This is a genomic window from Paenibacillus sp. HGH0039, assembly GCF_000411255.1.
Lineage (GTDB): Bacteria > Bacillota > Bacilli > Paenibacillales > NBRC-103111 > Paenibacillus_F.
The window spans coordinates 708,377-730,174 of record NZ_KE150412.1; the positions used below are offsets into that span (position 1 = coordinate 708,377).

The 21,798-nt window shown below is 55.0% G+C and carries 24 protein-coding genes; 5 read left to right on the forward strand and 19 right to left on the reverse strand.

The annotated features are described in order from the left end of the window. Positions 1-133 precede the first annotated feature (133 nt). Entirely contained in the window at positions 134-265 is a 132-nt protein-coding gene (locus HMPREF1207_RS30525; protein ID WP_009672691.1) for a hypothetical protein, read from the forward strand. An 84-nt stretch (positions 266-349) separates the two neighbouring features. Here HMPREF1207_RS30525 and HMPREF1207_RS02850 read toward each other — a convergent pair whose 3' ends face one another. Further along, positions 350-727, reverse strand: coding sequence for a PH domain-containing protein (locus HMPREF1207_RS02850; RefSeq protein ID WP_009672891.1), 378 nt, complete (start codon positions 725-727; stop codon positions 350-352). Between the two features lie 66 nt (positions 728-793). Further along, positions 794-1,870, reverse strand: a complete 1,077-nt coding sequence (locus HMPREF1207_RS02855; protein WP_009672722.1) for a DUF3900 domain-containing protein — start codon at positions 1,868-1,870, stop codon at positions 794-796. A 195-nt stretch (positions 1,871-2,065) separates the two neighbouring features. Between HMPREF1207_RS02855 and HMPREF1207_RS02860 the strand changes: the two genes are divergently transcribed. After that, complete coding sequence (locus HMPREF1207_RS02860) at positions 2,066-2,317, forward strand: hypothetical protein (protein WP_231392003.1); 252 nt, start codon at positions 2,066-2,068, stop codon at positions 2,315-2,317. Positions 2,318-2,576: 259 nt separating this feature from the next. Further along, positions 2,577-3,980 carry a hypothetical protein gene (locus HMPREF1207_RS02865; protein WP_009672771.1) on the forward strand — a complete coding sequence of 468 codons (1,404 nt, stop codon included), beginning with the start codon at positions 2,577-2,579 and terminating at the stop codon, positions 3,978-3,980. A gap of 22 nt (positions 3,981-4,002) precedes the next feature. Here HMPREF1207_RS02865 and HMPREF1207_RS02870 read toward each other — a convergent pair whose 3' ends face one another. The 8 genes from HMPREF1207_RS02870 to HMPREF1207_RS02905 all read right to left on the reverse strand — a co-directional run bounded on the left by HMPREF1207_RS02870 (position 4,003) and on the right by HMPREF1207_RS02905 (position 10,899). Further along, positions 4,003-4,218, reverse strand: a complete 216-nt coding sequence (locus tag HMPREF1207_RS02870; RefSeq protein WP_009672733.1) for a hypothetical protein — start codon at positions 4,216-4,218, stop codon at positions 4,003-4,005. A 9-nt stretch (positions 4,219-4,227) separates the two neighbouring features. Next, on the reverse strand, positions 4,228-4,608 hold the full coding sequence (locus HMPREF1207_RS02875) for an ArsR/SmtB family transcription factor (protein WP_009672887.1): 381 nt from the start codon (positions 4,606-4,608) through the stop codon (positions 4,228-4,230). 54 nt (positions 4,609-4,662) lie between these two features. After that, the gene (locus HMPREF1207_RS02880; protein ID WP_009672858.1) at positions 4,663-5,259 is read right to left on the reverse strand and encodes an NAD(P)H-dependent oxidoreductase; all 597 of its coding nucleotides are present in this window, start codon (positions 5,257-5,259) and stop codon (positions 4,663-4,665) included. 146 nt (positions 5,260-5,405) lie between these two features. Next, positions 5,406-5,885 (reverse strand): hypothetical protein, encoded by a 480-nt coding sequence (locus tag HMPREF1207_RS02885; RefSeq protein ID WP_009672808.1) that lies wholly within the window; start codon positions 5,883-5,885, stop codon positions 5,406-5,408. Between the two features lie 275 nt (positions 5,886-6,160). Then, a complete protein-coding gene (locus HMPREF1207_RS02890) occupies positions 6,161-6,838 on the reverse strand; it encodes a hypothetical protein (protein WP_009672671.1) in 678 nt (225 codons plus the stop codon). Beyond that, the gene (locus HMPREF1207_RS02895) at positions 6,822-7,334 is read right to left on the reverse strand and encodes an RNA polymerase sigma factor (RefSeq protein WP_009672709.1); all 513 of its coding nucleotides are present in this window, start codon (positions 7,332-7,334) and stop codon (positions 6,822-6,824) included. The genes HMPREF1207_RS02890 and HMPREF1207_RS02895 overlap by 17 nt, the downstream gene beginning before the upstream one ends. A gap of 468 nt (positions 7,335-7,802) precedes the next feature. Beyond that, positions 7,803-8,474 carry a uracil-DNA glycosylase gene (locus tag HMPREF1207_RS02900; RefSeq protein ID WP_009672735.1) on the reverse strand — a complete coding sequence of 224 codons (672 nt, stop codon included), beginning with the start codon at positions 8,472-8,474 and terminating at the stop codon, positions 7,803-7,805. Between the two features lie 16 nt (positions 8,475-8,490). Continuing rightward, on the reverse strand, positions 8,491-10,899 hold the full coding sequence (locus HMPREF1207_RS02905) for a type IA DNA topoisomerase (protein ID WP_009672854.1): 2,409 nt from the start codon (positions 10,897-10,899) through the stop codon (positions 8,491-8,493). 297 nt (positions 10,900-11,196) lie between these two features. Here HMPREF1207_RS02905 and HMPREF1207_RS02910 point away from each other — a divergent pair, with 297 nt between their 5' ends. Further along, positions 11,197-12,186, forward strand: a complete 990-nt coding sequence (locus tag HMPREF1207_RS02910; protein WP_009672905.1) for a BadF/BadG/BcrA/BcrD ATPase family protein — start codon at positions 11,197-11,199, stop codon at positions 12,184-12,186. A gap of 167 nt (positions 12,187-12,353) precedes the next feature. On the opposite strand, the gene HMPREF1207_RS02915 is transcribed toward HMPREF1207_RS02910, so the two are convergent. The 6 genes from HMPREF1207_RS02915 to HMPREF1207_RS02940 are packed head-to-tail and all read right to left on the reverse strand — an operon-like array spanning position 12,354 to position 16,755. Then, positions 12,354-12,881, reverse strand: coding sequence for a redoxin domain-containing protein (locus HMPREF1207_RS02915; protein WP_009672813.1), 528 nt, complete (start codon positions 12,879-12,881; stop codon positions 12,354-12,356). A 15-nt stretch (positions 12,882-12,896) separates the two neighbouring features. After that, on the reverse strand, positions 12,897-13,637 hold the full coding sequence (locus HMPREF1207_RS02920; protein WP_009672708.1) for an ABC transporter ATP-binding protein: 741 nt from the start codon (positions 13,635-13,637) through the stop codon (positions 12,897-12,899). Next, complete coding sequence (locus tag HMPREF1207_RS02925; RefSeq protein WP_009672898.1) at positions 13,630-14,448, reverse strand: ABC transporter permease; 819 nt, start codon at positions 14,446-14,448, stop codon at positions 13,630-13,632. Before HMPREF1207_RS02925 ends, HMPREF1207_RS02920 begins: the two co-directional genes overlap by 8 nt. After that, positions 14,445-15,014 carry a nitrous oxide reductase accessory protein NosL gene (locus HMPREF1207_RS02930; RefSeq protein WP_009672911.1) on the reverse strand — a complete coding sequence of 190 codons (570 nt, stop codon included), beginning with the start codon at positions 15,012-15,014 and terminating at the stop codon, positions 14,445-14,447. Before HMPREF1207_RS02930 ends, HMPREF1207_RS02925 begins: the two co-directional genes overlap by 4 nt. Further along, complete coding sequence (locus HMPREF1207_RS02935) at positions 15,011-16,375, reverse strand: right-handed parallel beta-helix repeat-containing protein (RefSeq protein ID WP_009672789.1); 1,365 nt, start codon at positions 16,373-16,375, stop codon at positions 15,011-15,013. The genes HMPREF1207_RS02930 and HMPREF1207_RS02935 overlap by 4 nt, the downstream gene beginning before the upstream one ends. After that, on the reverse strand, positions 16,372-16,755 hold the full coding sequence (locus HMPREF1207_RS02940) for a FixH family protein (RefSeq protein ID WP_009672702.1): 384 nt from the start codon (positions 16,753-16,755) through the stop codon (positions 16,372-16,374). Before HMPREF1207_RS02940 ends, HMPREF1207_RS02935 begins: the two co-directional genes overlap by 4 nt. 193 nt (positions 16,756-16,948) lie before the next feature. Between HMPREF1207_RS02940 and HMPREF1207_RS02945 the strand changes: the two genes are divergently transcribed. Then, positions 16,949-17,296, forward strand: a complete 348-nt coding sequence (locus HMPREF1207_RS02945) for a hypothetical protein (protein ID WP_009672845.1) — start codon at positions 16,949-16,951, stop codon at positions 17,294-17,296. A gap of 240 nt (positions 17,297-17,536) precedes the next feature. Here the strand turns inward: HMPREF1207_RS02945 and HMPREF1207_RS02950 are convergent, their stop codons facing one another. The 3 genes from HMPREF1207_RS02950 to HMPREF1207_RS02960 form a co-directional block, all read right to left on the reverse strand. After that, positions 17,537-19,972 (reverse strand): glycoside hydrolase family 31 protein, encoded by a 2,436-nt coding sequence (locus HMPREF1207_RS02950; RefSeq protein ID WP_009672731.1) that lies wholly within the window; start codon positions 19,970-19,972, stop codon positions 17,537-17,539. Between the two features lie 3 nt (positions 19,973-19,975). Beyond that, positions 19,976-21,019 (reverse strand): LacI family DNA-binding transcriptional regulator, encoded by a 1,044-nt coding sequence (locus HMPREF1207_RS02955; protein WP_009672719.1) that lies wholly within the window; start codon positions 21,017-21,019, stop codon positions 19,976-19,978. A 265-nt stretch (positions 21,020-21,284) separates the two neighbouring features. After that, positions 21,285-21,788 (reverse strand): metallophosphoesterase family protein, encoded by a 504-nt coding sequence (locus tag HMPREF1207_RS02960; protein WP_009672688.1) that lies wholly within the window; start codon positions 21,786-21,788, stop codon positions 21,285-21,287. Positions 21,789-21,798 lie beyond the last annotated feature (10 nt).

The following is a 21,798-nucleotide window of genomic DNA, read 5'->3' on the forward strand; positions in this document are numbered from 1 at the left end:
AATACATTTTGTATAGTTAGAATCGTACGCCAATTTTTGCGCGCGGCTCTTCGCTATTTTTCTCACAATTCCGCCTTCGTTCGGTGCATGAATTGTTCACCTTGCAAGCAAACTAACAACGGAGGTGGATTCCATGGCAGGAAGAAACAGCAAGCCCAAAAATCGCGGTCCGGCCAGTCATCCGGGCAGACTCGACCAGTTCGGCGACAAGCTGGCCGACGGCAAAGGTCCAGAACCGAAGCCCGAAAACGTTTTAGGGGAGTAACTTCTTTTCTCCGCAGGATTCCGTCTTCACACGAAAAAAGCCTTCCGGTCCTTACGGTCCGGAGGCTTTCTTTGTTTATGCGTTTTATCCCAATACATACCGGCTGAGCATCGCGTACACGTCGTTAATGTTGGCGCTTTTGTTAAATTTCTTGACGATAGGCTCGTGCGTGCTCGACAGCCAGATTTTCAGCTCGGCATCCAGATCGAACGTCCCCGCGCTCTCTTTCGCGAACCGGATAATACTTTTGTAAGGCACGGACATGTATTCGACCTTGGAGCCCGTTACCCCTTGCTTGTCGATCAGAATGAGGCGCTTGTTCGTAAAAACGAACCCGTCCCGGATGATTTTGTACGCGACCTGCACCTGCTCGCCCGGAATAAGAAACGGCTCCAGTTCCTTCTGAAGCTTCTCCGGAGACATTTCCGAAGCATTTCCCAACAAACCGTCCAAGATTCCCACAGCTCATCAGCTCCCTTGCCCATAATCCTTATTCTAGCACACCCCGATCCGGGGCGGAGCCGCCTTTTAAAAATCTCCGCCGCCGGCGTCCTCCGCGGCTTCGCGTTCCAGCCGTGCCAGAACGGACTGGATATCTTCGGGCTGAAGCAGCTCCACGGGTGAAACTCCCTTCTCGAAATGGAGGGAGCTGCCGCTCAGCAGGACGACATACTGATCGCCGAACTTGGCAAAATGTACTTTTCTCCCGTAATCCGCGAGCTTCCCTTTTACGGTCAAATGATCGAGCTTAAACGTCATGCCCAGATCCGGCTGCTGCTCCACCAGAAAGTTGGCGGCCTCCATGACAAGCTCCGGCGCCCATTTCTCCTGCAGCTCGCGCTTCTCGCTTGCCGCCCAGAGTTCAAGGTCCCTCTCCTCCGCTTCTTTCTGCTCGGGATGTGCTTCCAGCGTCTGCTCGATATGCTGCTGAACCAGATTGACAACCTGATGATTAAGCAGCTCCGGCATCGATTTTTCATACTCCACGAATTTAAGCAGATCCTCGAAATATTTGGCGTGCGACGGCTGATGGATTTTCAGCTCCCAGTCCTCGAGCATGCCGACCTCCGGCATATACGGATACTGGATCGCTTTCATATTTTTCGCGTTGATGGCCATTTCCACTTCATGCAGCAGACTGGATTCATCCGTAATGCGGGCTATTTTGGGCTCGAAATCGCATTTCATTACGAATACGAACGGCTCGTCGAAATACTGGGGCAGCTTGGCGCTGGCCGTAATGAGCGCTCCGCTGCGCACCGAACTCGTCTGGATGTAAGCTCTTGCCAATTCATCGCTTTCTTTCAGAAAATCGTCTCGTGACGAGGCGCTGCGAAGTCTCGCGAACATATTGTAGTTCGGATTCGTTTCGAGGCCGCATCCCGGTTCCGTTATAAACCGTCCGATTTTGGTCGGAACCTGTTCCGACTGCGGATTACGCTCCACTTTGCGTTTGGCCAGCCGGGCAAACTCGCCGCCCAGAAACTGTTCGAGCGCACTGCCTTCGTAGGCATCCCCGTCCAGAGTCTGAAAATGACGGTAAGCCTTGCCCGTCCCTTCTTCGCGTATGACAAAAAATGAGATAAATTTCACTTCGAATTTCATGCTTTTTTCCCCTTTATCCGTTAACCTGCTGTCTAACCTTCTCTGATTGTAGCGAATCCCGCGATTTTTGACAAAAGAAACTGACTCCGGACAAAAAAAACTGCCAGGACGTGTGATTATCGGAAGCCTCGACCTGTCTATATTAATAGGAACGATAGAAAAACGATTTACTATGGAGTTGGGGTGTACGATGAGATGATTTATGGAACGAAGTTGTTGGAAATGGATATCGAATTGTTCGCCGCAGCACTTTCGCAGACCGAAGTCTACATCTGGGGAATGGATCACAACGATGTGTATGTCCAAATCGGACGAGGTTTTATCGAGAAATACAACCACGACCAGGTGAAAATCCGTTCGAGCCTCAATAGCTGTACTATGATTTACTCCAGAGAAAAATGCGAATTCAGCGCCAAAATTGAAAGCGCGGAGGAGCAGCCTAAGTAAGCAAGCCAGCAAACCCGTATAAATAGAGATGAAATGAAGCTGACCCTACATACCTATACCTTACAAATTTGCCCCTATTTAAATAGCAGGAACAACCTTTAGACGATAAATAACTATTCTTATTAACTGCTAAAAACCCCCTCGGTCGAGGGGGTTTCTTTTTGCTGCGCGGACGGGCCCGGATCGGCCCGGAACCTTCGTACGGGACCTGCATAAGCTGTAGCAGTACAGGATGTAAGCCCAAGACGGAGGGATTCCCGTGAGTGTGGAACTGGTGGGACTGCATGTCGTTTATGTATGTTTTATTGCCCTTATTATCGGGTTTATGCTGTTTCGTAAAGATACGACGCCGGTGTGCCTGATCGGCATTTTTTTGCTTGGCCTCGCCGCTACCGGCTCTCTTCCCCAATCGGTCGGAGGCATTTTCACGAGCCTCATCTATGCCATGAAAGAGCTTCTGCCGACCATCCTCGTCATCTCGGTCATCGTCGGCATGAGCCAGGTTCTCTCGTTGTCCGGCGTCAGCGACACGATGATTTCCCCGGCGGCGAAGCTCATCCGCAGCCCCGGAGCGGCCTTCTGGATCATCGGCATCGTCATGATGACCGTTTCCTGGTTTTTCTGGCCGTCGCCGGCCGTGGCGCTGATCGGGGCCGTACTGCTCCCGGCGGCGGTCCGCGCCGGTCTGCCGGCCATCGGGGCGGCCGTGGCCATGAACTTGTTCGGCCACGGCATCGCGCTTTCCGGCGACTACGTCATCCAGGCCGCCCCGAAGCTGACCGCCGACGCCGCCGGTCTTTCCGTCGGCAGCGTCATGGAAGCTTCCATCCCGCTCGTCGCCGTGATGGGAGCGGTCACGACCGCGGCCGCTTTCTGGTTCCTGCGGCGCGATTTGAGAAGCGGCGCATTGAAGCCGGAAAGCGCCATCAAGCCGCCGGCGCCCGTCATCGGCGGCGCTTCTTCCGGCGGGAAGCTGCTGTCCGGCAGGAAGCGCCTGGTTCTCGCGGTCGCGATTCCCCTGCTGTTCGCGGCCGACATTGCGGCCATGTTCCGGCTGAACCTGCAGGGAGGGGAAGCGACCGCTCTGATCGGCGGGACGGCCGCCCTGATCCTGCTGCTCGTCTCGCTCACGGCCCACCGCCGGGGCGGGTTCGGTAAAACGACCGCTTACCTGGTGGACGGGTTTCATTTCGGGTTTAAGGTATTCGGCCCCGTCATTCCGATCGCGGCCTTCTTTTACCTCGGCGACGCGGCTCTTACCGAGCTGTACGGGCATGTCCTCCCGGCTGCTTCACACGGGATCGTGAACGATCTCGGATTGGCGCTGGCCCAGACCGTGCCCGTCCATCCGGCCGCAAGCGCCGTCACGCTGACAGCCGTAGGGGCTATCACCGGGCTGGACGGCTCCGGCTTCTCCGGCATCTCGCTGGCAGGCTCGGTCGCCCACCTGTTCTCCTCCGCTCTCGGCGCGGGAGCCGCCACCTTGACGGCTCTCGGCCAGGTTGCCGCCATCTGGGTCGGAGGCGGTACGCTCATCCCGTGGGCGCTCATTCCCGCCGCCGCCATCTGCGGGGTCGATCCTTTCGAGCTGGCCCGGCGGAACCTGAAGCCGGTGATGATCGGCCTGGCCGTCACGACCGTCGTCGCGATGTTTCTCATCTGATCCGGCGGAGAACATGCCTTGCTCAGGGTGTGCGCCGGCCGGGGCTGTGTTCAATGGAGACCCTTTCCAGCATCGTTTTTGCTCGGTTCTTGCTTCGTTCCTGCTTCTTCTTGTTTCGTTCTTGTTTCGTTCTTGCCTGGTTCTTTGCTTCGTTCTTGCCTGTCATTTTCCTTCCACGCCCGGCTTTTTCCGCCTTCTTGCCGCGCTCCAGGATGCTCCCTGCATCCTTCGGCAGCATGTGCGGCATCTAACGTTCGGCAGCGGCGCCGGCTTCGCAAGGCAGCCCTTCGCCTTGTTCCCCGCCCGCCGCTTCCGGCGGGCATTCTTTTTCGAATGCCGCGATAAGATCTTTCATAAGCCTCATGGCCGATCCGGCATCCAGCGCATAATATTTTTCCGTGCCCTGCTGACGGATCGTTACGATCTCCGCCTGCTTGAGCAGTTTGAGATGATGGGAAATGGCCGGTCTCGACAGGTGCGAATGCTCCGTGATGCTTTTAACGTTCATGGGCCCGTGCTTGCCGAGCAGCAGAATAATCTGCTGTCTGGCCGGGTCTCCCAACGTCCGGAACAGATTCGTGCACTGCTCGAAGTATTCCATGGTAGTCCGTTCAGTTGTTCCGCTCATACAATCACATCTTTCTTCATCGATGCGGCCGGAAGGGGACTCGGAGGAGGACGCCTAGATCAGCTTGCGGCCGAGGTTCTCGGCTTTGTTCAGCCAAGATTTCCGCTTGTCCGCCGTAGATAATTTGAGCGATCCGAGCATTGTTACTCGTACCGGCTTAAATCCGCTGAATTCGAGGATCCCCTTCTTCATCGCCTTGTGGCCGGGAATTCCGCCTATAGTTTGATAATACCATACCGGTGTGTCCATCGTCACAATAAGGCGGGCGCTCTTCCCCTTAAGCAATTTTTCCCAGATGAGTGAGTCCTTGCTCTTGTACTTAAAAGCGAAGCCCGGCAAAAATACCCGGTCAATCATCCCTTTGAGAAGAGCGGGCATGGTCCACCACCAGGTCGGATACACGAACACGACGTGGTCAGCCCAGCGAATCGACTCCTGGATTCCAAGCAGGTCGGGCTCCAGCTCTGTCCGCTTTCTGTACCCGTAAGCCAGATTCGGATTGAAATCGAGATCGCTGATCTGAACGAAGCGGATTTCCGCTCCGGCGGCGGTTGCCCCCTTGCGGTACGATTCCGCCAAAGCGGTGCAGTAGCTCTCCCGGTCGGGATGTCCTTGAATGATTAAAACGCGTGACGGTGGCTGTGTTGTCATAAGAAGAAACCTCCAACTGATCTTTAATTAAGTTCATATGTTTAAACATTTAAACCTTTAAACCAAAGATAAACTCCTTTTCATTTTTTGTCAACCAAAAATCACGGCTGATCAATCCGTGACAAAAAAAACCTTCATGCGAAGGCTTAAGAATTCCCGTAAATCTTCCGGTATTTTTCATTGAAAGCATCGATCCATTCCCTGTTAATCGGCCCGTTTTTAATTTCGTACAAGCGGTCCACCAAAACATAAACGGTATTGTGATTTGCGTAAATCAAAACCGTTTCGGCTTTATCGCGCGTGAGTTCAAATTCGAAAGCGGACTCGGAGTTCCTCAAGGCAGTTACCTCTTGACTCAACGCTTCGTAGCCGAGATGCTTTCTTTTCACTCTATATTGGCTTAAAAACGCAAGTAGTTCCTCCATCGGTTCCTTGTCTTTCGTTCCCCATTCATACAGTTTATCATCTTGCGTAGGCCGGTTTTTGCTAAAACCCATCCAAGTCAATTCACCGGCATGAAGCGGCAATACATCCGCTATACTTTTCTCCCTGTACTCGTTCCAGTTGTAAAGAATGACACCAGCGGCAATCGCAAGCAGCACAACAAGCCCGATTTTTTTAATCATGCTTCACCCCTTTATGGCCTTCGCCCTTTTATTTAACCGTATATTTACATATACGCGGATTTGAAGGATTTGTTGTCCAATGACACAAATCTACCCTCTATGTCGACACAATTATCATCCCATTGTATTTTATTTAATTTTTGACACAAAACCACCCTCAATCAATTTATTAAGTGAGGGTGGTTTTGTGTCAAATCAATATGGTCAGGCTATAAGAACTTACACTGATTATGGGTCATTCGAAGAGCAATTTTAGCTTTCAAAGATTAGCCGTCCTACCTAGCCCAATATTTATCCAATTCTTGCTGCAGCATGGTATCAAGATCACCGGTTCCTTCTTTAACTCCGACTTCGGCTAACATAATAGCACGCGACAAAGGCCCACTAGTTCCCCTGCTGCCGCCGCCCACTCCAAGTTCTGGCAGCCACTCGTATTGAGAATACCAACGTTCTGCATAATCCTTCGTGCCGCCTGCATTTTTAACAATATAAACCCGATGCAAGATTCCAGCGTCGTCCCGGTAATCGTAATAGAAATAACCCTTTTCCGAAAGGGTATCCGTAATATTCATGTCTTCTCCATTTACCGTTAAGACCAGCCGTCCAAACGACGATTCCTTAACCAACCACTCACCTTTAATCCCGTCAGTACCTACAGAACCGCCATCGTCATTGATTTGAAGCATGATACTACTGCCACTGGCGAAGAAAATTTTGTTCATCTGATTTTTAATGATCGAAATAACTTTACCGTCTGTGGCCGCATATGCCGTTGCAGATACAACAACCATCAAAAAACACGCTGTCAAGGATGCCAGCAGTCTGCGCCGAATAGGTGAGCGGCTTCTGATTGGCTGTATATTTTTCTGCGCGGAAATCGCGTTCCACATTTTAGCTTTCTGTCCTTCGGTTGGCGTTAAAGCGTCAAACACGTCATTAATAGGATTGTTCATATTGCCCTCCCGCTAAATGAAATTTTAATCGTTTACGTCCCGTAGCCAATTGGGTTTGGATGGTGCTTTCTTTATGTCCCAGCAAGTTTGAAATTTCTTTGACGGAGTAATCCTCAAAGTAGTAGAGATATAAGACGATTTTGTACTTATCCGGCAACGATAGAAGTTGTTCAAGCACTTCTCCCGATTGCGCACGATCATCCCGGCAAGGCAGCTCTGGCAGAACCTCTAAATGCACATGGCGGGTATTCCAAAAGCTTTTTAAAATATCCTTGCAATGGTTTTTCGTTGCAACAATCAGCCATGCTCTTTCATGGTCGCGGCCAGAAAAGGATTTATCGGGCTGTACTAGTTTTAGAAATATAGATTGAACCGCATCCTCTGCATCAGCGGCATTTTTCAAATAAATGTAGCAGAGTCTATAGACCATATCTACATTTCGTATATAGATTTCGCCCAATTCTTTATCTGTACGCAGTAAAGGATCCTTTTCCATCTCATCACCTCCACATATAACACGATTGGAACTAGCGAAATATCTTATCTTGATTTAAAAAATTACAAAACCAAATGCGGTGGATTCAATGGTCGTATTCAAGAGCGCTGAAAAACCGAACATCGCGGCGATTCATTTTAACACGGATTGCTTCCTAGTAATTAATTTCGTATTTAGTGCTGCGTTTGATTGGAAGTGGGTGTATACATAGAAAGTGGTTTCATCTTAATTTTCGTAAATGTTTGTTAACCGCTGTTCAGCGGCATGAAAACATCCGTATCTGGGGTTAGTTTTGTGTCATTGGTCATTTGTCGCAAGAAAAAAATCGGCCCTCAATCAGGCCTCTGCGGCACTTGGGAAGCAACAAAAAAACCGCGCATGCGCGCGGCTTTCGAATGATGATTTGTCGGGTAAATTTGCCTTATTTACAAATAAATCTAAAAGTCCCTCGTTTCAAACCGTTCCCGTTTATTCCGGCAGACACCAGTCAATCGGCTCGATTCCCTGCTCCCGAAGCCATGCGTTGGCTTTGGAATAAGGCTTGCTGCCGAAAAATCCCCGGTGGGCGGAAAGCGGGCTCGGATGAGGAGCTTTGATGACGCCGTGCCGGTTCAAGTCGATCAGCTGCGTTTTGGATTGCGCATGACTGCCCCACAAAATAAAAATAACGGGTGTTTCTTTGCGGTTCAGCGTCTCGATAACTTTATCCGTAAAAAGCTCCCACCCTTTCCCCTTGTGGGAATTCGCTTCACCGGCCCTTACGGTCAGCACCGTGTTCAGAAGGAGCACGCCCTGGTCGGCCCAGTGCTTCAAATACCCCGTTTTCGGGACCGGACAGCCGATGTCTTCCTTCATTTCCTTGAACATATTTTTAAGGGAAGGCGGGGCGGGTACGCCCGGTTTGACGGAAAAGCTCAAGCCGTGCGCCTGACCGGGGCCGTGATAAGGGTCCTGCCCCAAAATAACCGCCTTCACATCCTTGAACGCCGTATAGTGCAGGGCGTTAAAGATATCGTGCATCTCCGGATAGATCGTCCGCTCCGCGTATTCCTGCTTCAAAAACTCTCTCAGCTTCAGATAGTATGGTTTCTCGAATTCCTCCGACAGTAACTCTGCCCAGTCGTTCTTCAAAATCGTCATCGCTTATGTCTCCTTCCTATTCTTCCGTTTCCAGTCTTCCGGTAGACGGATCTGCAAGAACCAGCCGGGCCGAAACTTCCTCTCCGCCCTGCCGTGCCAGTTTGAGTTTGGCGGTTTTGCCTTTTTCCAGCAGCGCTTTCACCTGGGCATCCGTCAGGCTCCGTCCGAAGCTTTCCTTCCAGATGACGAAAGTGCAGCCGGTCTTGTAATGCGAACAGCCATATCCTTTCTTACCCATAAAAATGGTTCCGCCGCAGCCGGGCCGAGGACAAGCTCCGACTACGCGCGGCCCGTCCGCCGGTCTAGCTGCAGCCGGAGCTCCCTGGACGGCCGATGCGCCGCGGGTGCTCCGGCCGGAAGCCTGTCCCGCTGTGACGCCGGCCGCACCGCTCCGGGCCGAAGACGCCCGGCTTGCCGGCGCTCCGCTTTCGCGGGCCGCGCTGCCTGCGGCTGCGCGCGCCTTGGGCGCCGTTCCCGCGGCTGCGCCGTCCGTGCCGGAGGCTTTGGCGCTCCGGCGCGTCTTGCCGGCCGCGGCCCGTCCGCCCGCTTTCCCGGCGGGCTCGTCGCCCTCGAAGGCGGTTCTCGCCGCGCGGTTCTGGACGCGGACTTTGTCAACGATGAGCGTGGCGAATTTTTTGACATTTCGCATAAACGTCTCATCGGACGCTTGTCCGCGTGAAATTTCATTGAGCCGGCGCTCCCACTGGCCCGTCATCTCCGGCGAAGTGAGCAGTTCCACGCCCGCCGCGCGGATCAGCTCTACGGCCGTCCGGCCTTTGGGCGTCAGCGTGATGCGCTTGCCCTGCATCGTGACGTAGCCGACATGCTTCAGGCGCTCGATGGTCGCCGCGCGGGTAGCCGGAGTTCCGAGACCGGAGTCTTTCATCGCGTCGCGCAGCTCTTCGTCCTCAATCTGCTTGCCGGCGCTTTCCATCGCCTTCAGGAGCGTGCCTTCCGTAAAAGCTTTCGGCGGCTGGGTCTCCTTCTCTTTGGCCGCCGCATCCCTGCAGTGAGCGCCGAGAGAAGCGTTCAGAGAAAACGGCTCGGACGTTTCTTCTTCCTCGGCCTCTTCCTCTTCTTTTCCCTTGTCGTCCTTCGTTTTTGCGCGTTTGCCGTCTTTCTTGGATTCGGGATACAGCACTTTCCATCCGAGCTGCAGCAGCTCCTTGACGGTCGTCTTGAACGTTTCTTTCTCCACTTCCGTCAGAACGGTGTGCACCTTATACTCGGCGGCCGGATAAAACTGCGACAAAAACCGGCGCACGATCAGATCGTACACCTTCTGCTCATCGGCCGACAGTCCGTTTGCCCGTTTGCCGGTCGGGAGGATCGCGTGGTGGTCTTCCACTTTGGCCGGGTTGCAAATCGCTTTATTGTTTTTGTGGACCAGATTCCGGTTGGCCTGGCGGACCCACTCGTCGTAGGCCGTTCCCTGGAGGGCCGAAAGCGTTTTGTGCATGTCGGGGATATTCTGCTCCGTCACATAGTTCGAGTTCGTTCTCGGATACGAAATGACTTTATGCTTCTCGTAGAGCGCCTGGGCCACGTCCAGCGTTTTTTTCGCCGAAAAACCGAGCTTGGCATTGGATTCCCGCTGAAGGAGCGTCAAATCATACAGCTTGAACGGATATTCCTTCGTATCTTTGACTTCGTAAGACGCGATGCGGGCCGGTTTTCCTTTTACTTTCGCCGCAATGCCCTCGGCCTTGGCCGGGTCCGTAATGCGCTCTCCCTGCCACAATCCACGGTAATCCGTCTGCTCCTGGGCGAAAAACGCCTCCACCTCGTAAAACTTCAAGGAGGAGAAATCTTCGATCAACTTTTGGCGGTCGTAAATGAGCGCCAGTACGGGAGTCTGAACCCGCCCGACGGATAAGAGCACGTTATGCTTGGTCGTAAAAGCCCGGGAGCCGTTCATGCCGATGATCCAGTCGGCTTCGCTCCGGGCCCGTGCGGCTCTGGTCAGGTTTTCGAAATCGGAGCCGTCCTTCAGTTGCTGAAAGCCGTTCCGGATCGTTTCCGCGGTCAAGTCGGAGATCCACAGACGCTTGACGGGCTGCTTCAATTTCAAGTGACGCTGAATGAGCGAGAAAATATGCTGGCCCTCCCGCCCCGCGTCGCATGCGTTGACGATTTTGTCGCACTGTTTGGCGACTTCCTTGATCACTTTGAGCTGATCTTTCGTCCGTGGATTCGGCAGCAGCTTGAATTCGTCGGGAATAATCGGCAGATGCTCGAAACGCCATTTCTTGTATTTTTCATCGTATTTATCGGGTTCCGCAAGCTCTATAAGGTGTCCAATGGCCCAGGTAATGATATAATCCGATCCTTCGATATACGTGCGTTTGTTCGCCGCTTTCGGTTCGATGACAGCGGCAATCGTCCGGCCCATATCCGGTTTTTCGGCAATCACAAGTGTTTTCAAAGGCTATCTTCCTATCTATGTATCTCGCTGCGTTTCCCGCAGTGCAAGACATCCATCTTTTTGTCGTTCCGGCGCCAGGTTCTTGTTTCTCGTACACTTCAGTATATCGGCCCGGGAGTATCCCTGCAAGGACGGAAGCCGGGATAGAAGGATGTTCGGCAAGAAAATCCCTCCGAAATCATGGTGTGCGGCAGGTCTTGTCCGTCCTGGAAAAAAAATTTTATAAGGCGCATATTCCCAGGGTCTGGAATCTGGGTTATGATCCTTCTGAAGAATGATTAGCGGCAGGGGGTTAACATGACCGAATTAACGACGAAAACGTTTCTTCTCGGAATGGACGGCGGCGGCACGCATACCCGGGTTCTTGCGGCGGATCTGGCCGGTAACGTGCTGGCCTACGTGGAAAAAGGCGGCTCGTCCATCCACAAGGACGACCGTGCGCGGGAAAATGTCCAAGGCGCTATTCTGGAAGCGGTTGCACTTTCCGGCAGGACATTGGACCAAGCGGCCTCGTTGACCGCAGGAATGGCCGGATACGACTCCGAATCCGATCTTCCCTGGGTTCGCGGGCTAACCGACGTGGAAGGGTTAAGCTGCCCCCGGCAGCTTGTGAACGACGCTGTTGTCGCTCACAGCGGCGCGTTGTTGTCCGAACCGGGGATTATGGTTATTTCCGGGACCGGATCGATCATTCTGGCCGTAACGGACGACAACAGGCACATCCGCAATTACGATCTGCATCATTACTCGGCAAGCGCGGCGCGTTTTCTCGGCTATGACGCCACATACGAGGCACTTGCGGGCAATTTGGACGAGTCGGATGCGGATTTGATCACCGGCATGTTGGATCACTGGGGCCTGGAAACGCTGGAAAGTTACTCCGAGCTCGCGTGCGCCGGCTTCATTCCCGACACCAAGGCGCGCAATAAAAAGTTCGGTGAACTGGCTCCCCTGATCACCGGAGAGGCTGTGAGGGGGAGCCGGCTGGCCCGGACGGTCTGCGACCGCGCGGTTCACCAGATTTCGGTCGGCATCAAGCTTCTGGGTTCCCGTTTTAACGGAGAGACGGTTTCCGTGGCGGCTGCCGGAAGCGTCGTGAATAGCCCCTATTTCAAGCAAAAACTTGCGGAAAAATTAAACGTCGGCAACCGCAAAACCTACCGCTGGCAGCCGCCCGCCTTCTCCCCCGCAGCCGGAGCTCTGCTGATGGGTTACCGGAGCCTCGATATTCCAATGACGGAGGAGCTGCTGGATAATCTGCGGCGGCATCCCGCCTGCGGATGCTGATTCTGACTCTGATGCTGAATACCCCGGTCATCTCCGCCGGACGGTATACAGCGGCGATATAAAGCGAATGAACGAAAAACTCCGGACCTTCGGCGGTCCGGAGTTTTTTAATTAGGGCCGTACAAAGAACGGTCAGGCTTCCGGCTTAACCCGAAGCCAACCTTCATTCATCTGCTCAGGCTTTGCAGCAGCTTCTTTACTTCCGCAGAGCTGGTCAGCTCACCCGGACGAACCGCCGCTATTTTGCCGTCGGGATCAATCAGGAAGGTGGCCGGAAGACCGACGACCCGGTATTTTCGGGCGGCCTCGCCGCTCGGATCGAGCAGGACGGGAAATGCAAGGTTTCCCTGCATGGCGAATTCGTTCGCCGTTCCTCTCGATTCGCCTACGTTGACGGCAACAATTTCCACGTCCGGAATTCCTTCCAGGTATGCTTCGTTCATACGGGGCATCTCATGCGTACAGGGGCCGCACCAGGAGGCCCAGAAATTAAGCATCACGCCCTTGCCCCGGTAGTCGGAAAGCGCGACGGAACGGCCGTCCAGTCCGGTAACGGTAAAATCCGGCGCCATCGCACCGGCCCGGACGGCAACGGCAGTCTCCTCTGAATCCGCATGGTACAGGGTGTACGCCAGAGCCGCCGCGATCAGCCCTGCGATAAGCAGGACGGCTCCTCGCCGCAGCTTATGTGTCAAATCTCCCACCTCCCGCTAAATCCCGCCGTCCCCGCCGGTACGATAGCCGAACAGCTTGGAGAAGGCCGCCTGCAGCCCTTGAGGACCGTACGCTTCCCGGAAAGACTCGGCCGTTCCCTCTTCGGCTATGCGCCCTTCTTTCAGGAACACGACATGATCGGCGGCCGACTCCGCCACGCCAAGCTGGTGCGTGGAGAACAGAACGGCATGACCTTCCCGCTTCGCGTAGCGGACAAGCTCAACGAACGAATCCATCCAGTAAGGATCGAGTCCGTTGGTCGGTTCGTCCATGATGAGCAGCGCCGGCTTGGCCAGCAGCGCCTGGGCGAACAGCAGCCGCTGCCGCATGCCTTTGGAGAAGGAGCTGACCGGCTTGCGCCTCACATCGGCCAGTCCGACCAGCTCCAGGGCTTCCAGCACTCTCGCTTTGGAAACCTTTCGCAGCGAAGCCCAGAATTGAAGTGTTTCCTCCGCCGACAACCCTTGGCCGAACAAATAATCGTCCGGCATGTATCCGATCTGCTGCGCGTACGCCGTGCGATTTTCTTTCCACTTGCGGCCGTTCACCTCGATAACCCCCGAAGTGGGCTGCGTAATACCGGCGATCATGCGCAGAATGGTGCTTTTTCCCGCTCCGTTCCCGCCGCAGAGGGCCAGCACCTGTCCCCTGCTTATCCGGAGGTTGACCGAGTGGATAATCGGCTGCTTGCCGATTTTTTTGTGCAAGTCCGACACTTGCAGGACATTCTCAGCCACGGGAGCGCCCCCTTTCCCAGATCCAGTTGGCCAAGCCCGCGCATACGGCGATCCAGACCAGGCACAAGCCGATAAATACCAGGGTTCCTTCCGGACGGCCGATCCAGCGGACCCACTCGTAATATTCGGGCCCCAGCGCCGCGCCGCCGCCGAGCTTCACGACGACAAACAGCCGGACAAGCTCTGCCGGGTTCAAGAACGTGAGCACCACAAGCGCGCTTTTGATCCAGACGTAAGGAAGCTGGCCGAGAACGGCAATCAGCAGTGTCGGCCAGCCGATCACCGCGAAAAACCACACCGCCACACCTGCGGTCAGCGCCTGCCAGCGGTTCCTGGCAAACGTGCCGAGCACGAGCGCGATCGCAAGAAACAGCAGAACGAGCCCCGTGGAAAAGGCGAAAAACAACCCGAGCGTAGCCGGCTGCAGCCCTCTTCCGGTCAACGCCCCGACTACGCCCGTCAGGCCGTACCCGAAAGCGACGATGGTCAGCATGACCACGGTCAAACCCGTATATTTCCCGGCAATAAACGCAAAGGTAGCGAGCGGATACGTGGAAAGAAGCTGCCAGCTTCCTTCCTCCTTCTCCGCCGTTAACGAAAACGAGCCCAGAAGAAGCGTCATAAGCGGAAGTAAATATAAGATCAGATTGAGCATGGAAGAGGTAGAGCTTGAATAGCCCTGTACGAAGCTTTGAGCGTTAATAAGAAGCAAGGACAGGCTGAATAAAGAAAAGAGGGCCATAAACGAATAGGCCCACGGGTTTCTAAACCCGACTTTCACTTCGCGCAGCGCAATCGTCAGCACGTTCATTTGCCGTGCGTTCCCTGGTCGCCGGCTTTGCCGCCGTGAGCGTCCTTATCCCCGCCGGCTTCCGGCGTAACGCTGTGGTCATGGCTTCCGCCCATGTTCATCATGCTTTTATTCTGTTCCCACGTGTGCTTGCCTAGATCGGCAGCCGTCATCACTTTGCCTTTTTTCTGGCTGTCCGCGAACTTCTGGGCTTCCGCTTTGTCCTTAAACGAATAGATGCCGTAAGCCATCGGGGATTTGAAGGAAGGATCGTACACGTAAGTCGCATCCTCATACTTGATCCACTCTTTGTTGTTGTAATCCCGGACAAACTGGACTTGGATGGGGTTCGCCGCATTTTTCCCTTTCCATTCGTTCATGCAGCCGAGATCGTCGAATTTGTAGGTTTTCCCGTCTTTCGTTTTGAGCTGGACGGCAAACGCGTCGTCTTTGATCTGCATGTTGCAGATCGCGCATTTATCCGTTTCTTCGTTGATGGGCTCCGCCTGATCATTCGCTTTCCCGCATGCGGACAAAACCGTCAAAATCAGCAGAACACTCAGCAAAAACAAACCTTTTCTTTTCATATCCGTCTAACCCCCACATAATAAATTGTACTGATCGACGCCAGCAGCAGCAGAAGCCCGAACACTAGAGTCGTATTCCCCGCCGCTCCGCTTAACGGCTTTTGTTCCGGCCCCGTTCCGGGCTTCATCATAGGCGCTACGTCCTTGGTCCAGCCTTCACGGTCCGAGGTGTACATACTTTCGAGAAACTGCATCCCCGGCGACTGAAAAAACAGCTGGTAAGCGGGAACCTCCCCCGTCAATCTTTGAAAAAAAGGATTCAGCGTATACGACAACTCGCTGCTCCCGTCCCCGTCGCTGTCCAGACCGCGGAACGCCTCCCAGAAGTTGCCGCTGAATGCGTTGCTCTCGCTCTCATTCGCTTCCGCCTCGATTACGTTGCCGATAAAGCGGTTGCCGGTGAAGCGGTTATTTTCCGATTCCAGAAACTGGACGCCCACGAAATTTTGCAGCACGTCGTTGTTAGCGAAATCGTTGGAGCCCGATTGCTCGACATAAAGGCCGACCCGGTTGCCCTCCACTTTGTTGCCGGTTACTTTCGAATTATGTACGTCGAAGAACAGCAGTCCCTGCGAGTTCACGCTCTCGCTTTGTTTCGTAAAAGAATTGCCGGATACCTCGGCTTCCTTGACGCCCATGATCATGGCGCCCGTGACGTTGTACATACCGATGTTGTTGCGCACGACCGTCCCCTTTGTGTACATGCAGTGAATCCCGTACCGGGAATGTTCGACGGAATTGGCTTCCACCTTGTTCCGATGGCTGCTTTCCAGATAAATGCCGTCGTTCATGGAGCTTACTTGATTGCCCGAGATCACGTTATCGTGCGCGTTGAAAAGATCGATGCCATTGCGTCTTTCGGACAGCTTGGCCGCTCCGCTTCCGGTCCGGACGACGGAATTATTCTCGATCCGGTTATGCCCCGTATCCCGCAGCAGAATGCCGAAAGCATCCGTGCGGATATCCAGGGAATGAAGCCAAGCTCCGCTTCCCTGGACCAGCACCGCGGGCATGTCGGAAGACGCCCCCTCCCCGTCCTGCTCGATTTGCAGGCCTTTCAGGGAAACATCGTCCGCCCGGACGGTGATAGCGGGTTTTCCGCTGCCGTCTTTGTTCTTGACGACGGCGCCGCTCTGCCCCTCGATCACGATGGGGCGGGCAATAACGGCCGGGCCCTCGTAGGAGCCTGCCGGGAGCCGGAGCAGGCCGCCGGACGGCGTACGGTCGATGAGCTGCTGCAGCGCGGCGGGCCGGGCCGCACCCGCGTCCGGCGCCGCTTCCGCCCGCTGGTGAGGCAGCCATATCCCGGCGGCCGCCGCGGCACAGACGCACAGCCACAGGGGAATCAGACGGAGCTTCATGAAACGTCAAGCACCTTTTTCTTGGTGATGTGCAGCACTCCCTGGTAGAGATGCACGTAAATGGCATATTTGCCGGGCTGATCGAACGTTTTCTCTATCGAGTAATTTCCGTCCCCGCTTGTTTTCGCATCCAGCAGTTCCGGAAGCCCGCTGTTGTCCGCCAAGCGGACGTCGAGCTGGACTCTCGCCCCCTCTTGTGTGGTTAATCCCGTAATCTGCGCCGTAACCACCGCTTTCTCGCCAGTTTTGACCGGCGAAGGCTCGGTGACGAGATCGACTTTGACTTTGGCCGGGTCCTGTCCCTTAAGTTCGGGCGAGCAAGCCGTGACGGCAAACACCAGAAGAACGGCCAGCAGGAATCGGCTGATCGGTTTTAGCAAGGCAAGGCCTCCTTTCCTTTCGCTTCCATTATTCTTACACGCGGCTGCCCTTTTTAATATGACTCAACAGGGCTATTCTCGTTAACATTGTGTGAATAGTTTATTTTGTCCGGAACAAATAAGTTTTACGGCGGTTAATTTGTTGCGCGCCGGAAACATTAAACGGGAAGAAACAGACAAAGGAGACCTGCACATGTTTATGGTATACGGAATCGCCCTGCTTCTGGCGGGACTTCTGACGATCAACAGTATCTTCTCGTACCAAAGCAAACACATTGATCCTTCGCTCTGGCAAACCTTGTGGTTTCAGTGCAAAATGATCCCGCTGGTGTTTGCGGCCAACGTCATGATCGGATACGGCGTGAAGTTCTGCTACAAGACGACGGGCAATCTGACCTTGTCCCTAGGCATATCCAAAGGCATCGAGATTTTTATCTGCGTGCTGATGGGTTACATCTTCCTGAAGGAAATTCCGAACTGGAAAACCTGGGTCGGCCTCGGTATCGTGGTCGGCGGCTTTGTGATCACCAAGCTGAAATAGCGGTGCCGAGGCCGATGAAGCAGCAGAGAGAATGTCCGCACGAATCGGACAGAAGCGGGCGGATTTGAGCTTATCCTCACCTGTTCTGCGCACAGCTGCCGCAGATGCTCCCGGGCTGCTCTCCGCCCCGTCAGCTCATTTGTGACTCAGCGGTCATACACCCGGGCGCGCTAAAAAGCTCCGACCCCTGAAGGGGCCGGAGCTCTAGCGCCGGAAGCGGTCTGACCGTGCGCTGAACGATCAGGCGCGGATGTGCACAACTTGCTGCGGGGTGTCCGCCGTCCGGATCAGGATCTCTCCGGCAGCTTCGTCGTAAGCCCAGCCGCTTGCGGCCCGGTCTCCGCCGATCATGCCGGCTTCCAGACGCCGGAGGCCTTCCACCGCCGCAGGGGCGAATCCCGCGTGCTTGATGCGGATCAGGAAGCTGCGGTCTGCGTTTGGCAGCCCGCTGTGCTCGTAAGCCCAAGCCAGCTTCATGCCTCCGTCCGCCGCTTCCGTGGACATGCGGATCACATTGTACGCTCCCTGCTCGTACCCGTAAGTGATCCCGTCGTCTTCGTACACGGTTCCCTCGGAACTGCCGCCGGAAACATAAATGTTCCACGTCAGAGACGATGCCGCTTCCTCGTCCGCATGCTGTTTAAGCGGCTCTTCCGCAAGGATAGCTCCCGCTTTGATATACATCGGCATAATGTGGAGCGGCGCGTGGGCGAGGATATGCTTCGGTCCCGCATGCTTCTCCCCGCTCCAGTAGTCGATCCACTCGCCTTCCGGGATATACACGGCGCGGTGCTCCGTATCGGGACGGTAGACCGGGGCGACGAGAACGCTGCTGCCGAGCAGGAACTGGTCGCTGAGGTTCGTCACCTGCGGATCGCGCGGATATTCCAGCACAAGCGGCCGCAGAATCGGCATCCCGGTCCGGGATGCTTCGTGGAACAGCGTGTACAATACCGGCATCCAGCGGTAGCGCAGCTCGATGTAGGTGCGGCAGATCGCTTCGGTCTCTTCGCCGAACGACCACGGTTCCTGGCGGACGGAGTCGATCACGCTGTGGTTGCGGCAGAAAGGAAACAGCGCCCCCATTTGCGTCCAGCGGGCAAGCAGTTGTCCCGTGGAGTGATGTGCGAAGCCGCCGATATCGGGACCTGTGAACGGAATTCCGGACAACCCCAGGTTCAGCACCATCGGAATCGCCATCGCCATATGCTCCCAGAAGCTGCGGTTGTCGCCCGTCCATACGGCGGCATAACGCTGTATTCCGCTGTAGCCTGCACGTGTCAGAACGAACGGCCGCTCACCGCCGAGCTGCTCCCGGAGGCTTTCGAAAGTCGCTTTGGACATCATCATGCCGTACAAGTTATGCAGCTCTTCGTGCGTCTTACTGTCCCCGTTATTGCCGTGGATGACATCGAGATCCATCGTTTTGGATTCGTTGAACACAGCCGGCTCGTTCATATCGTTCCAGATTCCCGTGATGCCGAGGTCCACGTAGAACTTGTGCTTCTCCCCCCACCATTTGCCCACGGCATCTTCCGTGAAATCGGGGAACGCGCTTTTACCGGGCCATACGTCTCCGATAAACAGCTCGCCTTCCAGCTTTTTGCAGAAATAGCCGTTCTCGATCCCTTCCCGGTAAATCGGGTATTTAGGATCTTTTTTGACGCCGGGATCGACAATCGGCACAATGCGCATGCCGAGCTTTTTCAGCTCCGCCATCATTCCTTCCGGGTCCGGGAAACGGTCCTTGTCGAACGTAAAGACGCGGTACTGATCCATGTAATGGATATCGAGATGAATAACGTCGCACGGAATGTTTCTCTCGCGGAACGTGCGTGCCAGCTCCAGCACTTCCTGCTGGTTCATATAGCTGTAACGGGACTGATGGTAGCCAAGGGACCATTTCGGCGGCATAGAGATGCGGCCCGTCAGCTTTGTGTAACGGCCGACGACGTCTTTGGGCTGCGGACCGAAAATGAAGTACAGATCATATTCCCCGGTCGTGCATTGAATCGTAAAAAGATCGGGATGCGTGCGCATATCGAAATCAGTGCGGCCGGGATTATCCAAAAACAGCCCGTACGTTCCGGTTCGATGCATGTGAATGAGCAGGGGGATCGATTCGTACAGCGCTTCGATTTCCGGCACATGCGGCGCGAACACGTCGGAGTTCCACATCGCATAACGCTCTCCCCGCTTGTCCAGGAAGCTCGTTTTCTCCCCGAGGCCGTAAAAATGAGAGTCCGTCCCCATCACATAGGAGCCGCTCAGCGAACCGCGTGTCGTCCACGAAAGCGTGGGCTGCTTCATCAGAAGCTCGCCTTCCGGCGTTTGAACCGTCAAAGCGAACGTTTCTTTCTCGACGATCAGGCGCAGCGCGGAAGTGCGGAATTCGAACGCTTCCGGGCTTTCCGTCCGGTCGGCTTTAACCGGTTGAAACGATTCCGCCAGTACAGCGACGGTCGCGGACTTGAATTCCGGCTTATTCCCGTGGAACAGTTTGATCCGGAACAGCCCGCTTTCCAAAAAAGTCAGCAGCAAATTGGCGTGCTGGCCGTGAATAAGATAAGAGTCGTCCGCCTCCGTTACGTGTGTAGCGCGTCCGGGTGCTTTAGGGGCCACTTCCAGCACCGTATCGATGGATTTGTCGGGATGAATGGTTTCGCTCGTTTGCATGGCCTATTCCTCTTTCTGAATGGAGTTGGGTTGGAGACGCCGGGCGGTGCTCTGGCGGCGTTTAAGTTCAACGGGCAGCGTAACCGAATGTTCGGCCGGGACGCTTCCGCGGATCATACTGAGAATGCGGCGTATCGCCGTCTTCCCCTTGGTGCCGATATCCTGCCGGATCGTGGTCAGGGAGGGTGTCAGAAAGCCCGCGTAGTCGATATCGTCGTACCCCATGACGGAGAGATCGTCGGGAATGCGTACGTCGAGCTCCTGCAGCCCTTTCATCAGCCCGATTGCCGCCACATCGGAAAAAGCGAATACGGCGGTGACCTTCGGGCTGAGCATGTAAACCTGCTGGGCGCTGTGATAGCCGCCGAGCAGAGAGACCGGCGTCTCGACGAGCAAAGCGCGGTCCGCTTCGATGCCGCTCTCCTCCAGCGCCCGGGTATAGCCGAGCCAGCGTTCTTCATAGACGCCCGAAGTGACGATGTCGCCCGCGATGACGGCAATCCGCTCATGCCCGAGCGAAAGCAGGTGCTTTGTCCCGAGGTAACCGCCCATCCGGTCGTTCATATTGACGACCTGAAGGTTCTCCCCTCCGGCGAGGTAGCAGTCCAGATACACGCAAGGAACGTCGAGCTGGGCGATGCGTCCCAGCAGCGGGGAATCGCCGGTTATCCCGATAGCGATAATGCCGTCGAGCTGCCGCTCCTGCACAAACGTGAGCGGGTCCTCTTCCGTCACGCCCGAAACGATAACATGCAGGCGCTCTTCCCTCGCTTCCGCTTCGACGGCCATGACGAGCTGCCAGTAGAACGGGTTGTCTTCGAGCCGTCCCCTCTCGCCGGTCGGGACCAGAATCCCGATGAGCTGGGAGCGTCTTTCTTTCAGAAAACGGGCCGCCGTGCTGGGCGCATAATCGTGCCGGTCGATGACCTGGAGCACTCTCTTGGCGGTTTCACCGGAGACTCTTCCGGTGCCGTTCATCACGTTGGACACGGTCGCGATGGACACGCCTGCCTCCGCCGCTATATCTTTAATCGTTATTTTGTTCATCGTTCCCCCAAATCGGCCGATTTGTCAGAAATTGATTAATCGTTTTACATCTAAAAGAAAAGTGTAACTTTCTTTGTAGTTCTTACGAAATGATTGTACTCCGGAATGTTTTGATAGATCAATGATTAAACGTTTCATCGTTTTTAAGCATCCGCTTTAAGGTGCCCTTTTTCCGCAAAAAAAGACAGCCGCATCTTCCGCAGCCGTCCTTATTTTCCTATCCACTTGTCATACTCCCTGCCGTTCATTCACAGTCTCGGCCCGGCTATTCCCGGGAATCGAAAAAAATGTGCCTCGCTTCGGTTTTTTCCCCGTCCGTCTCGATCAACCCGAACGAAAACCGGGGCTGCCAGCGCTTATCCCAAGGCGAGCCGGGGTTAAAAAGAAGCAGGCCGTCGATCCGTTCCGAATATGGAATATGCGAATGACCGAACACGATCACATCCGGATTGTCGTCTTGAAAAGTGAACAGGGCGCGCTGCTCCGTCGATCTTCCCCGGCCGCGGTCCCCGTGGACGAGCCCGATGGTGAGCCCGCCGGCTTCGATCAGCTTGCTGTATCCGAATCGGTTTACAATGTCCGGACCGTCATTGTTCCCTGCGACGGATTCCACGGGCGCGATCTTCTCCACCCACCCGATAATTTCCGGGCTGGTCCAGTCACCGGCGTGCAGAATGAGGTCGACCCCCTCCAGACCCTTCAGAACGGCATCGGGCAGCTTACCTGCCTTCGGCCTCATGTGCGTATCGGACAATACTCCTATTTTCATGCGCAAAACT